Origin of the sequence: Leptospira ainazelensis, assembly GCF_016918785.1 — a bacterium.
In the GTDB taxonomy this organism is placed as follows: domain Bacteria; phylum Spirochaetota; class Leptospiria; order Leptospirales; family Leptospiraceae; genus Leptospira; species Leptospira ainazelensis.
In genome coordinates this window covers 79,796-91,626 of sequence record NZ_JAFFPT010000071.1, presented here as the reverse complement: position 1 = coordinate 91,626, position 11,831 = coordinate 79,796, and the positions used below count along the sequence as shown (strand labels likewise).

Sequence of the window (11,831 nt, the reverse complement as noted above, 5' to 3'; positions counted from 1 at the left end):
TCGTCAGTTTCTATCGGGAATTTACTGTCGGTTTCGATGGCCCTTTCTCAGTCCTTCCCGATCGCAAACGGAAAGAAAATCCGGATCTTGATCCTTGGGAAAAAAGAACTTCCGAATCTTTCTCTGGATGCAAATTCTCAGAGAAGCGAAATTTCAAAACAAACCGGATTGGAAGAATCTTCTATCTTTCTTTTGAATCAGGTGCACGAGGATTCGATTTTGGATTCCTCCATAACTCCTTCCTTTTCGTTTTCCGTTGCGGATGCTTGGATCGGTTTTGAATCTCAAAAAATTCTCTGTATCAAAACCGCGGATTGTATGCCGATTTTTTTTTGGTCCTCGACAAGCGGGAAGTTTGCGGCGGTCCATGCGGGCTGGAAAGGAACGTTAGCCGGAATTGCTGAGAAAACGATTCTCCAATGTTTTTCCGAAACGGAAAGAAAAGACGGATCTCTTTTCGGTTTTCTCGGACCTTGTGCGAGCGGGCTTCGTTACGAAGTGGGAGAGGACGTGGCCTCTTTGTTTCGTTCCGAATTTTCCTTCTGTTTAAAACCTTCCTCCGAAGAGAAAAGTTTTTTGGATTTGGAATCTTTTCTTAAGTTTCGACTGGAAAAGAATCGGATTTGTGTAAATCTCGATTCTTCCGGAATTTGCACGATGGGGAAAAACTCAGATTTCTTCAGTCATCGCAAAAAGGACGTGGGAAGAAATCTGAATCTGATTTGGAAAGAAGATTAGACCTTTGGAATTTTCTTGATTGCTGCGTTGATCTTTTCCAAAACCTTTTCGCGTTTTACCGGTTTTGGTATATAGTCCATTGCGCCTTCGTCGATGAGATACTTGAGAACTGCAGGTGTGTTCTCTTCGGAAACGAGGACGATTCTCGGTAAAACTCCCTTTTCTTTGATCTCGAAAAAAGTTGCGAATCCGTCCATGACGGGAAGATTCAAATCCAATGTGATCAAATCAACCAAACGATGTTGGTCGAAAAGTTTTACGAGTTCCTTTCCGTTTTCCGCGAATCCGATTACCTGATATCCCTCCGATTCCAAGATTTGAGCCAATTGTTTGGCCTGAAATCTCGAGTTTTCGGCAATCAATACCTGATAAGGTCTTCCGTTGGGAGCTACACCTGCTTTCATACTTAACCTCTTTTTAGAGAAAGGATTCGATTACCTGACCGATTTCTTTTGTTCCTACGACCGTAGATCCGGATTCCGCGATGTCTCTCGTTCTTTTCCCGGTTGCGATCGTCTGGCGCACCGCAGTTTCGATCTTGTTTGCTTCTTCTTCCATAGAGAAAGAATAACGCAACAAGAGAGCCGCGCTCAAAACCTGAGCGATCGGATTGGCCACACCTTTTCCGGCGATATCGGGGGCCGAACCTCCGGACGGTTCATACAATCCAAATCCGGATTCCGAAAGAGAAGCCGAAGGCAACATTCCGATCGAACCCGTAATGATCGATGCCTCGTCGGAAAGGATATCTCCGAACATATTCTCGCAAAGAATCACGTCGAATTGTTTCGGATTTACGATCAACTGCATCGCCGCGTTGTCCACGTAGAGATGATTCAATTGGACGTCGGAAAATTCTTTCTTATGCAGATCGATTACAACTTCTTTCCAAAAAACTGAAGTCGTCAAGACGTTTGCCTTGTCGATGCTTGTCACTTTATTATTTCTTTTACGAGCCGCCTGAAACGCCACTCTGGTAATCCTTTCGATTTCCCTTCTGGAATACTTCATGGTGTCATAGGCGAATTCTTCCTGTCCGGATCCTTCTCTTCCCTTGGGTTGCCCGAAGTAGATCCCGCCGGTCAATTCTCTTAAGATAAGAATATCGAGTCCGTCTCCGATGATGTCAGCGCGTACGGGCGAAGCATTCTTTAGTTCCGGATAGATGATCGCGGGTCTGAGATTGGCGAAAAGATCGAAGTGTTTGCGAAGGGGAAGAAGCGCGCCTCGTTCGGGTTGTTTTTCCGGCGGAAGGGTTTCCCATTTGGGGCCGCCCACGCTTCCGAAAAGAATCGCTTGGGATTCTTCACAGAGTTTGAGAGTTTCCGGCGGAAGCGGATGTCCGGTCTTGTCGATCGCGATTCCGCCCACATAACCTTCCTTAAAGTTAAACTCGGAAGCCTTTGCGCCGAGGGCTTTTTTTAAAACGGAGAGTGCTACCTCCATTACTTCCGGACCGATTCCGTCTCCGGAAAGTACAGCTACGTTCTTCATTCTTTTTTGGATCCTTGTTAGTTTTGTTTGATTACGGATTCGAAAATATCCAGACCTTGATTTAAGAAGTCCGTGGAAATCGTAAGAGGAGGCATGATTCGGATCACGTTATCCGCCGTTGCGTTGACTACGAGTCCGGCTTCCAACATCGCTTCCGCGACCGGTCTGGATGGAATCGCCAATTCCACCCCGATATGAAGTCCCTTTCCTCTGACGTCTTGGATCACAGGATACTTTCCTTTCATCTCGATCAGTCTGGAAAACGCAACGTCCGAACAAACGTTTACGTTGTTTAAAATTTCTCTTGTCTGGATAATTCGAATGGTTTCATACGCGACCGCCGCGGCGAGGTGGTTACCGCCGAACGTGGAACCGTGAGATCCCAGTGTAAAAAGATCCTGGTATCTCTCGCCGACGATCAGTGCGCCGATTGGAAAACCGGAGCCGAGTCCTTTTGCGAGGGTCATCGCATCCGGACTAAAACCCAGAGTTTCAAACGCAAATAACGTGCCCGTTCTTCCCATTCCCGTTTGGATTTCGTCAAAGATGAGTAACGCGTCGTTTTCCGCGGTCAATTCTCTGGAAAGTGTGAGAAAGTTTTTTGTCAGCGGTATGATACCGCTTTCACCGAGGATCGGTTCCACGAGAAGAGCTACGATTCTTCCTTGATATCTTTCAAACGCGGAGACGAGCATCTCGTCGTTGTTAGGTTCGACAAATTCGATTCCTTTGAGAAGTTCACCGTAACCTTTTCTGATCTTATCCTGTCCGGTCAAACTCATCCCGGAAACGGATCTTCCGTGAAAACTTTTTTCAAGGGAAAGAATGATCGGATCTTCGATATTTTTGGAATAGGCGTATTTCCGCGCGAGTTTAAAAGCGCCTTCGATCGCTTCGGTTCCGGAGTTTGTTAGAAAGACCTTTCCCGGAAAAGAATTGAGAATCAGAAGTTCCGCGAGTTTCGCGGCCTCCTCGGAGTAGAAGAGATTGGAAGTGTGAAAAAGTTTGTCAGCTTGGTTACGGACTACCTCGATGATGTCCGGATCCGCGTGTCCTAAATTTGTGACGGCGACACCGGAGTGAAAGTCGATGTATTGTTTGTTGTCGTAGTCAAAAAGGAGTTCGTTGACTCCGTAACGAAACGCGACGTTGTATCTGGCATAGGTATTGATCAGATAGTGTTCGGCCAATTCCTTGGTATGTTGAAAAAGTTCCTTTTGAATTTCCGTGTCGTTCATGTAAGCCCTGCCAATTTTAAAAATATTTCTTCGGAGGCCTGGATCTCGGAAAGAAGACCGTCCGTTAGTGTTTGAATCTCTTCCTTGGTTTTCGGAGCGATCAAACTTTGAAAGGAAGAATAGATCTTGATCTTAGGTTCCGTGCCGGAAGGTCGAATGGTAAGTTTCGCGTTGTCTTCGAGAATCACTTGGATTACGTCCGAGGATGGACAACCGGAAAACGCGGATTTAGAAGCGCTTCCTTTTGCAGTCTGCGTTTTGTAATCCAGAATACCAACGATTTTTCTTTGGTGAATCCGTTTTCCCAAAAGATCGCTCGTTTTCAGCGATTCCAAAGATTTTTGGATCTTTTCCTTTCCAGCGCTTCCTTCCAAGGTCAGGGATTTGAGACTTTCTTGGAAGAGGCCGTACCGAAGATAAATCTCATCCATATAGGCGAGAAGATCTTTTTTTTCGGTAAGAATTTCGAGAAGAAGGAGCGCCGAGGAAAGAGAGTCCTTGTCTCTCACAAAAGAAACCGGAAGATAACCGAAGGATTCTTCCCCTCCGAATAAAAAGAAATCGGTTTTGCTTTTGTCGAGTTTTGCCATCACCTGCGCGATGAATTTAAAACCGGTAAGGACGTTCTTATATTTTACCTTGTTTTTTTTCGCGATGATTTCCTGCAGATCCGTTGTGACGATCGTTTTGACAAGAACTGCTTTTTTCTTTTTCTTTTTAGATGCCGCATAACGTTCACAGAGATAGGCCGCCATGATCGAACCGATCTGATTTCCGTTGAGGAGGACGTAATTCCCTTTGCCGTTTTTAACTCCGATTCCGAGACGATCCGCGTCGGGGTCGGTCGCGATAAAAGCGTGAGCGTCTTTGGAGATTGCGAATTTACGGGAAAGTTCCATCGCTTCCGGTTCTTCCGGATTGGGAAACTTTACGGTAGGAAATTCACCGTCCGGATCTTTCTGCTCGGGGACTAAGAATACGTTTTTGTAGCCGAAACCGTTGAGAAGTTCCTTCATCGATTTTCCGCCTGTTCCGTGTAACGGAGAATAGACGACCTTCAAAGAGGAACGATCCTTTGTTTTTAAGTTAGGAGAAAGAATTCCCGCCTTTGCGAGTTCCTTTTTGTAGGAGGTAAAACAATCCTTGCCCGCAGGTTTTACGAACTTTTTGTAAGCCGCGTCCTTTGGAGAAAGAATGGAGACTTGATTCCAATCGTTTATGGATTCGATCTGAGAAATGATCTTTTTGTCATCGGGAGGAACGAGTTGTCCTCCGTCGGCGAGATAGGCCTTAAATCCGTTGTAATCGGGAGGGTTATGGGAGGCCGTGATAACCACGCCGCCGCTTGCTTTGTAATAACGGATCGCATAGGAAAGAAGAGGGGTCGGAGTTACTTCCTTAAAAAGAACTACCTTCACACCCAAGGAAGCGGCGATTCCCGCAGTGACTTCGGCAAATTCTTGGGACCTTCTTCTGGAATCGTAGGCGATTACGATGGATGCCTTTTTGTTTTTCTTTGCGAGATAACCGACGAAGCCGAGGGCTGCGCGACCGACCGTATATTCGTTCATTCTTCCGATTCCGTTTCCGAGACGACCTCGCATTCCTCCTGTCCCGAATTCAAGAGGAACTGAAAATGCTTCGACTTCGAGACCCGATTCTCCCTTTTTGAATTTTTCAAGAGCGGCCGTTGCTTCTTTGCGAGCTGCGGAGGAGAATGGATCTTTTGTCCAGGAAAGGATCAAGGATTCAGGATGATTCATAGTTATAAAAAGATTCCGAGTGACTTTTTTTTAAGAGGATTAAATTCATAAAAATCGGGTTTCCCTGAGGTTCAACCCTAATTTTAGCCGATTCTAAAAGTATGGAATCTTACGAATTCAACCAAGATGAAAACAGAGAATTTTTGAGTTTGAGCAAGGCCCTCAAGATCGCGTCTCTCTCTTTTTTCTGTCTTTCCGGAGTCTCTTTTTTTTCAGCCTTTGTCTCAAACGATATGGGCAGACTGATCCTGTATCTTGTTCCCGGAATTTTATTTCTTTTGATCGGAATCTGGAGTTATAGCGCGGGGATTTCTTTTAAGAGGATCGCCGAAACCAAAGGAGAGGATTTAGATTATTTAAGAATTGGGTTGCGCAGTTTGAAAATCCATTTTTGGCTTCAGATTTCTTTTGGATTTTTTGCAATTCTATTTCTTTTGGGAGGGGCCATTCTTACCCTTGTCTCTTGATGGAACCGAGAGAATTCTGGATCGAAGAAAGGCTCGAAAAGTATCGAAAGACCACAGGATGTAATTTAGGAGAAAGTGGAATTCGAAATATCAGTTTTGGAGAATTGCTCCGGACTTTAGGAATCGGTTTTGATGACCTCGCTTCGATTTCCTTGGAAGATTCACCCAACCAAGGTGATCTGGAACTTCGAGAAGAGGTCGCCAAACTTTATCCTGGGATACAAGCCGATCAAGTTTTGATCACGACCGGGACCGGAGAGGCCCTCTACATTCTTTTTTATCTTCTCTGTAAAAAAAAATCTTCAATCGCCTACTTTGAACCGGCGTTCCAAGCGTTGTATGAAATCCCAAGGATGATTGGAGCGGAACTCCGATCCGTTTCCCTTTTGGATAGTCTTCGAAAAAATCCGAATTCTTTTTTGTCTCGAAATTCTATCTTAGAATTGTTTTCGAAAAACGCGGATCTTACGATTTTCAATCATCCTCAAAATCCGAGCGGTCTTTCTTTGGATGCGGAAGGAATCGAAACCGTTCAAGACGCCGCTTTTAAAACACCGGGTTGGATTCTTTTTGACGAACACTATCGTTTTTTGGATTTTCAAAATGACTTGAGTTGGAGCGGGGCCGGTTTGAACGAACGAGCCGTTTCCACGGGTTCGATCACAAAGTGTTTTGGAGTGATGGGACTTCGAATCGGTTGGATGATAGGCCCCAAGGATCTGATTGCAAAAGCGAGATCCTTCAAAGACTATCTAACGCATACGGTTTCTCCGATTTCGGAATTTCTAACGCTCCAGATTCTAAAAAATAGAATTCGTCTTTCGGCTCGGATTAAAAACTCGATCTTAGAAAATATTCAATATTTTGAAAGTGTTTGGAGGGAGGTTCCCGGACTTGACGGGTTTACTCCTCCCGGTGGAGGTGTTGTTTCTTTTGTGCCTCTTCAGGATGGGATCGTTTCTGCGGAATATGCGGACGCTCTGATCGAACAGTGCGACGTTTTTGTTCTTCCTGGAAAGGATTTCGAAACGGAAGGCTGGATTCGAATCGGTTTTGGCGAAACCGTGGAACGATTTCGTTCGGGGATCGATCGCTGGAAGAAGCTGAGGTTGTAATAGCTCCTACAAAATCCGTGTCTTCTGCAAAAAGCTAAAATTTCAAATGGAAACGTTCGAGGGTCTGGATGGATGGTTTTGAGAAGAATTTTAAAATTCTTTCCCAATCAAAAAAATCAAAAATTGTGAAAAACTCGATTTGTGAGTTGCATCGGATGATAGGTGAAAATGGCCCTTTGGAAAAATCTAGCCCTGAGATGTGGTCCTTGCAGAGAATATTGTTTTCCACCTGCCTGTATAAAATCCGAAACCAAGGGTTCGAATTCTTCCAACTGAATCCGAAACCGAATTTCTTTTTGAAAAACTTTGAAAATTTGTTCTCTGGAAGAACTTTTCCACTGAAACGGATTCGGAAGAAGGTTGCGCTCCTTTAACCAAAGCGGGAGATTCTTTCGTTCTAATTTGGAAGGAATGAGAGTCCCTAGATAATACGATTCCGGATGTTCCAGATCCACATTTTTATCGGAGGTTTCCCGAAGATATCCTTGGGCGTAGAGATCACAAAATGCAAGTTCGGGAGAATAGGATTCTTCATAAAATTCCTGTTTGGAAAAAGAAGAAACACGGGCCGCGACAAAACGGATTTTGATTTTTTTCCCGATGCCAAAAGGGATCCAAGAGGATGGAAGTTTTTCCTTCCATTCTTCCCAGGGAAAAAGTTCATCCCAAAGAATCAAAGAATGAAGATACAACCGATAAGGATGGGGCGCCGCGGCGCTGAGCAGATCCGGGTCTGTTGCGACTAACGTAGAACCGGATTCTTCTTTGGAAAAAAGTTTTCTCCAAGGTTTTCCGCTGAAAAAATGAAGTCCGTTTTTTAAAAGTTTCCAAAAAAGAAACTTTGTCCGGTTGGAAATCTTAGGATTGAGTTTTTCAGTAACTTCGATCTTTTGTTTTCCTCCGGCAAAGGCCTTACTTTTGATTTCGACCTCGGTTTGAAATCGGGTTGGAATTCCATTCTCTCGAAAGAGATGGGTTTGACCCAAAAGATTTTCCAAATCCTTTTGATTTACGATCGTTTCTTTTTTGTATTCTTCGCTGAGAATCGGTTGAAGTCTCTGTTGTGCAAGGACCCTTTTGCTCTGAAAGAAGGGAAGGATATTGACGTTCCAGATACGATCGATCTGGAGTTGTAATTTTGTAAAGGCGAGACGAAACATGAATAGAAAGGTTGCCAGGTAGAGCTTTTGAAAGGCTCTGAGATTCTCCACTCAAAAAGGAAAAAGTCATTCAAAATCCTTCTTAAACGCCAGAAAATCGGCGGAAAGGTTGACAGAGAAAGGCGCCAATCGATTATGTCCTTACTATGGCCAGAAGATGTGAAGTAACCGGGAAGGGCACCGCCTCCGGAAACAATGTTTCCCATTCCCACATTAAGACAAGAAGAACCTGGAAGGTGAATCTTATCAAAAAAAGAATCTTTTTGGAAGACGAGAACCGTTGGGTTACAGTTCGTCTTTCTACCAGAGCGCTCCGCACTCTGAGAAAAAAAGGAATTAAGGCCGCCATCAAAGATAACGGCGGATCCTTGGGCGTTCTTGCTCCGAAAAAATACGCAGGAATCCAGAAGTCAGCTCCAAAAACAGCCTGACTCTTCTTTCCTCAAGTGGTTTTCCCGAATCTTTTCTCTTCTCAGAAAAGAATTCGGGGAGGTCGCCACACCTCTTCATTTTCAAAAAGACTACGAACTCGCAATCGCCGTAATCCTCAGCGCTCAGTGCACGGATGAACGCGTCAATCAAGTCACTCCCGCTCTTTTCAAAACGTTTCCCACATTAGAATCATTTGCCAACGCGGATATTTTGGAGATCGAAAGGCTGATCTTCTCCACGGGTTTTTATCATAACAAGGCGAAGTCGATTCAGGGATTTGCACGGAAATTGTTAAACGACTTCCGCGGAAAAATTCCGAATACGATCGCCGAATTGATTTCTCTTCCCGGTTTTGGAAGAAAGACCGCAAACGTCGTTTTATCCGAGGTTCACGGACTCGTGGAAGGGATCGTAGTCGATACACACGTCAATCGAATCGCGAAAGTTTTGGGACTGAGCAAAAAAAGCGATCCCGTTCAAGTGGAAAAAGATCTCATGAATCTTCTTCCCAAAAAGTATTGGAGAGATATTTCCTTGTATTTGATTTTCCTCGGAAGAAAAAGTTGTAAGGCACATCGCCGATTTTGCGAAGAATGTATTTTAAAAAAAGAATGTCCCTCGTCCTCGTTTGTCAACGGAGCTTAGAAGAATATGGAAGTATTTATCGATCAAAAATTGGAAGGAATGGAACTCGCGACCCAACACATCGTGATGTCGAGGGATCTCAATCAGCACGGATTTCTTTTCGGGGGACAGATGCTCGCTTGGATCGACGAGGGTTGTGCGATGTTTGTCATGGAAAAGATTCGTTATTCGAACATCGTTACGGTGAGTATGGCTGACGTCGTTTTCAAAAGTCCGGGTCTTTTAGGAGATATCATTCAAATCTTCTCCAAAATCGAAAAGGTGGGGAACAGTTCCATCACGATTCGAAACACTTCGATCGGAAAAAGCCAGAGTCGTAAAGAATTAAAAGAGATCATCGATTGTAAGATCACCTATGTCTGTTTGGATGAAAATGGAAAACCCTTTCCGTATTTTAGAGATCATTTCGAACTTCAGGATCTGAAGTAATTGTTTTTATGGCTCCTCGATTTCCCGTCTCCGTAGAAAAAGAACAAAAACTCTCCGAATTGATGGAGGCTCTTCAGATAAAAGAGAACGATTTAGAAGAAAGTTTTACGAGAAGCGGCGGAAAGGGCGGACAAAACGTAAACAAGGTTTCCACCGCGGTTCATCTCAAACACAAACCCAGCGGAATCGAAATCAAATGTTCGCTTTATAGAACCCAGGGACTCAATCGTTATAAAGCCCGAGCGATTCTTTGCGAAAGAATCGTAGAACAAAAACAAAAAGCGAGTTCAACAATTTCAGAAGTTCAAAAAAAGGCGATTCGGAACAGACAAAAGGATGCGAAACGAAAGAAGGAAAAGTATTCCAGAAAAGGACAAAATTTTCCTTCCATTCTTCCGGTCGCGGAAGAATCTTTTGAAGAAGAGATTCAAGATGAAACTCTGGATTGAAATTCTAAAAGTCTAACGTATATCCGAATATGGCCGAAATTCTAAACCACACTCTGATTTTGGAAAAGATCAAAAACTTGGGCGCTTCTCCGGGGTGTTATCTTTGGAAATCTAGAAGAGGCGAGGTTTTGTATGTAGGTAAGGCGAAAAATTTAGACAAAAGAGTCCGCAATTATCTCAAAGAATTTCATCCGGATATCAAGACCCGCGCTCTCCAAAGAGAAATTTTCGATCTAGACTGGATCGCGACACGAACCGAAAAAGAAGCGCTGATCCTCGAAGCGACTCTGATCAAAAAACACAATCCTCGTTTTAACGTTCGTCTCAAGGACGATAAAAAATATCCTTATATCTGCGTTTCTCTTTCCGAACCGTTCCCGATGGTCTACGTTACGCGAAAGCTCAGGGACAACGGAGACCGTTATTTCGGTCCGTATTCGGACGTTCGTTCCACTCGCGAAACGTTAGACATCATTCTTAGAATTTTTCCCATCCGTAAAACAAGACAGGTCCTTCCTCTTCCAAAACCCAGAAGACCGTGTTTGAATTTCGATATGGGTCGTTGTCTCGGCCCCTGTCAAGGAACGGTTTCCGTAGAAGAATATAAAATCATAGTCGATCAGGTGATTCAATTCTTAGAAGGAAAAAAGGATTCTCTCGTCGGAGATCTGAGTACCAAGATGAATTCTTCTTCCGAACGTCTTGAATTTGAAAAGGCGGCCCGTTATCGGGACATGCTCCAGAGGATTCAAAACTTCCGGGAAAAACAAACCGTGGTCAGCACCGACGGCGGAGACGAGGACGTGATCGGTTTTGCAAGAAAGGAAGACGAAGGACAGGTGATTCTTCTCGAAGTCAGGGGCGGAAGACTCGAAACCAAAAAGTCGTTTCCGATCCAAGGGGTTTTGGATGCGGAAGAATCGGAAATCCTCGGAGCTTTTTTCCGAGACTATTATTTGAACGCCGCCTTGGTTCCACCCGTGATCTTTGTTCCGACCGATATCCAAGAGGAAGTTTCCGCGGTGATCGACGTCCTACAGGAGAAAACCGGGTTTCGACCGAAGCTCAAGTCTCCTCGTACAGGAGACAAACGTTCTCTTTTGAAAATTGCGGAGAAGAATGCGGAGCTCAGTCTTACCGAACGTCTACTCGCGACCCATTACCGGGACCAAACCGCTTCTTTAAAGGAAATCCAGGAGATGTTCTCGCTCGAACGTCCTCCTCATATCATCGAATGTTACGATATCAGTCACTTTCAAGGTTCCCAACCCGTCGCGAGCGGGGTTATGTTTGTGGAAGGCAAACCTTTTAAACAAGGATACAGAAAGTATAATATGCGCGGATACGAGGGAATCAACGATCCCGGTATGATGCACGAGGTGATCTCGAGACGTCTCCAAAGGATCGTAAACGAAGAAGGTGTTTTCCCGGATCTGATCGTGATCGACGGAGGTCCGACTCAGTTGACCAAGGCCTGCGAAGCCGCGGTCGAAGCGGGCGCCGAAGGAATTCCGATGGTGGGTCTTGCGAAAAAAAGGGAAGAAATTTTTTTTCCCGGAGACAACGAACCGTTTATCTTTGATATGAATTCTCCCGGAATGAGGCTGCTCCGACATCTTCGGGACGAAGCTCACCGATTCGGTGTTACACATCACAGGACGCGTAGAAATAAGGAAACGATGCGCGCTTTGATTCAGGATGTTCCGGACATCGGACTCAAAAGAAGCAAACTTCTCCTGCAACATTTCTCCGGAGAAAAAAAGATCGAAGAAGCTACGAAGGAAGAACTTCTCGGAGTTCCCGGAATCGGGGAAAACCTGGCCGAAAAAATTTTGAAACAACTGCAAAAAAAAGAATAAAAAAATCTAAAATTCCATCCGCACGAATGTTTCCCGGAACCG

13 protein-coding genes are annotated in these 11,831 nt (G+C 44.6%); 8 read left to right on the top strand and 5 right to left on the bottom strand.

Going from position 1 to position 11,831, the window contains the following annotated elements; genetic code table 11:
• Positions 1 to 36: 36 nt before the first annotated feature.
• Positions 37 to 738, top strand: a complete 702-nt coding sequence (locus JWG44_RS16175; RefSeq protein WP_205276039.1) for a polyphenol oxidase family protein — start codon at positions 37 to 39, stop codon at positions 736 to 738.
• Here the strand turns inward: JWG44_RS16175 and JWG44_RS16170 are convergent.
• From JWG44_RS16170 to JWG44_RS16155, 4 genes are read right to left on the bottom strand one after another with little or no spacing between them, the layout of a single operon-like run.
• Positions 735 to 1,142, bottom strand: a complete 408-nt coding sequence (locus tag JWG44_RS16170) for a response regulator (RefSeq protein ID WP_205276038.1) — start codon at positions 1,140 to 1,142, stop codon at positions 735 to 737. The genes JWG44_RS16175 and JWG44_RS16170 overlap by 4 nt on opposite strands.
• Before the next feature lie 13 nt (positions 1,143 to 1,155).
• Positions 1,156 to 2,232, bottom strand: coding sequence for a 3-isopropylmalate dehydrogenase (leuB, locus tag JWG44_RS16165; RefSeq protein WP_205276037.1), 1,077 nt, complete (start codon positions 2,230 to 2,232; stop codon positions 1,156 to 1,158).
• Between the two features lie 17 nt (positions 2,233 to 2,249).
• Entirely contained in the window at positions 2,250 to 3,470 is a 1,221-nt protein-coding gene (locus JWG44_RS16160) for an aspartate aminotransferase family protein (RefSeq protein WP_205276036.1), read from the bottom strand.
• A complete protein-coding gene (locus tag JWG44_RS16155) occupies positions 3,467 to 5,233 on the bottom strand; it encodes a phospho-sugar mutase (RefSeq protein ID WP_205276035.1) in 1,767 nt (588 codons plus the stop codon). The genes JWG44_RS16160 and JWG44_RS16155 overlap by 4 nt, the downstream gene beginning before the upstream one ends.
• A 101-nt stretch (positions 5,234 to 5,334) precedes the next feature.
• On the opposite strand from JWG44_RS16155, the gene JWG44_RS16150 reads away from it, so the two are divergent.
• Together JWG44_RS16150 and JWG44_RS16145 are read left to right on the top strand one after the other, a co-directional pair.
• Positions 5,335 to 5,700, top strand: coding sequence for a hypothetical protein (locus JWG44_RS16150; RefSeq protein ID WP_205276034.1), 366 nt, complete (start codon positions 5,335 to 5,337; stop codon positions 5,698 to 5,700).
• Positions 5,700 to 6,815 (top strand): pyridoxal phosphate-dependent aminotransferase, encoded by a 1,116-nt coding sequence (locus tag JWG44_RS16145; protein WP_205276033.1) that lies wholly within the window; start codon positions 5,700 to 5,702, stop codon positions 6,813 to 6,815. Before JWG44_RS16150 ends, JWG44_RS16145 begins: the two co-directional genes overlap by 1 nt.
• 116 nt (positions 6,816 to 6,931) lie before the next feature.
• On the opposite strand, the gene JWG44_RS16140 is transcribed toward JWG44_RS16145, so the two are convergent.
• Complete coding sequence (locus tag JWG44_RS16140; RefSeq protein ID WP_205276032.1) at positions 6,932 to 7,975, bottom strand: hypothetical protein; 1,044 nt, start codon at positions 7,973 to 7,975, stop codon at positions 6,932 to 6,934.
• A 146-nt stretch (positions 7,976 to 8,121) separates the two neighbouring features.
• On the opposite strand from JWG44_RS16140, the gene rpmB reads away from it, so the two are divergent.
• The 5 genes from rpmB to uvrC are packed head-to-tail and all read left to right on the top strand — an operon-like array spanning position 8,122 to position 11,789.
• The gene (rpmB, locus tag JWG44_RS16135; RefSeq protein ID WP_069607250.1) at positions 8,122 to 8,406 is read left to right on the top strand and encodes a 50S ribosomal protein L28; all 285 of its coding nucleotides are present in this window, start codon (positions 8,122 to 8,124) and stop codon (positions 8,404 to 8,406) included.
• Positions 8,354 to 9,052, top strand: a complete 699-nt coding sequence (gene nth, locus JWG44_RS16130; RefSeq protein ID WP_205276031.1) for an endonuclease III — start codon at positions 8,354 to 8,356, stop codon at positions 9,050 to 9,052. The genes rpmB and nth overlap by 53 nt, the downstream gene beginning before the upstream one ends.
• A 6-nt stretch (positions 9,053 to 9,058) precedes the next feature.
• Positions 9,059 to 9,481, top strand: coding sequence for an acyl-CoA thioesterase (locus JWG44_RS16125; protein WP_205276030.1), 423 nt, complete (start codon positions 9,059 to 9,061; stop codon positions 9,479 to 9,481).
• Between the two features lie 8 nt (positions 9,482 to 9,489).
• A complete protein-coding gene (locus JWG44_RS16120; RefSeq protein WP_205276029.1) occupies positions 9,490 to 9,930 on the top strand; it encodes a peptide chain release factor family protein in 441 nt (146 codons plus the stop codon).
• Positions 9,931 to 9,959: 29 nt separating this feature from the next.
• The gene (gene uvrC, locus JWG44_RS16115; RefSeq protein ID WP_205276028.1) at positions 9,960 to 11,789 is read left to right on the top strand and encodes an excinuclease ABC subunit UvrC; all 1,830 of its coding nucleotides are present in this window, start codon (positions 9,960 to 9,962) and stop codon (positions 11,787 to 11,789) included.
• Positions 11,790 to 11,831 lie beyond the last annotated feature (42 nt).

Excerpts from the sequence above, each read along its gene's own strand:
- leuB (WP_205276037.1), bottom strand. The coding sequence starts at position 2,232 with ATGAAGAACGTAGCTGTACTTTCCGGAGACGGAATCGGTCCGGAAGTA.
- rpmB (WP_069607250.1), top strand. The coding sequence starts at position 8,122 with ATGGCCAGAAGATGTGAAGTAACCGGGAAGGGCACCGCCTCCGGAAAC.
- JWG44_RS16170 (WP_205276038.1), bottom strand. The coding sequence starts at position 1,142 with ATGAAAGCAGGTGTAGCTCCCAACGGAAGACCTTATCAGGTATTGATT.
- JWG44_RS16175 (WP_205276039.1), top strand. The coding sequence starts at position 37 with ATGGCCCTTTCTCAGTCCTTCCCGATCGCAAACGGAAAGAAAATCCGG.
- JWG44_RS16150 (WP_205276034.1), top strand. The coding sequence starts at position 5,335 with ATGGAATCTTACGAATTCAACCAAGATGAAAACAGAGAATTTTTGAGT.
- JWG44_RS16160 (WP_205276036.1), bottom strand. The coding sequence starts at position 3,470 with ATGAACGACACGGAAATTCAAAAGGAACTTTTTCAACATACCAAGGAA.
- JWG44_RS16140 (WP_205276032.1), bottom strand. The coding sequence starts at position 7,975 with ATGTTTCGTCTCGCCTTTACAAAATTACAACTCCAGATCGATCGTATC.
- JWG44_RS16145 (WP_205276033.1), top strand. The coding sequence starts at position 5,700 with ATGGAACCGAGAGAATTCTGGATCGAAGAAAGGCTCGAAAAGTATCGA.
- JWG44_RS16125 (WP_205276030.1), top strand. The coding sequence starts at position 9,059 with ATGGAAGTATTTATCGATCAAAAATTGGAAGGAATGGAACTCGCGACC.
- JWG44_RS16120 (WP_205276029.1), top strand. The coding sequence starts at position 9,490 with ATGGCTCCTCGATTTCCCGTCTCCGTAGAAAAAGAACAAAAACTCTCC.
- JWG44_RS16155 (WP_205276035.1), bottom strand. The coding sequence starts at position 5,233 with ATGAATCATCCTGAATCCTTGATCCTTTCCTGGACAAAAGATCCATTC.
- uvrC (WP_205276028.1), top strand. The coding sequence starts at position 9,960 with ATGGCCGAAATTCTAAACCACACTCTGATTTTGGAAAAGATCAAAAAC.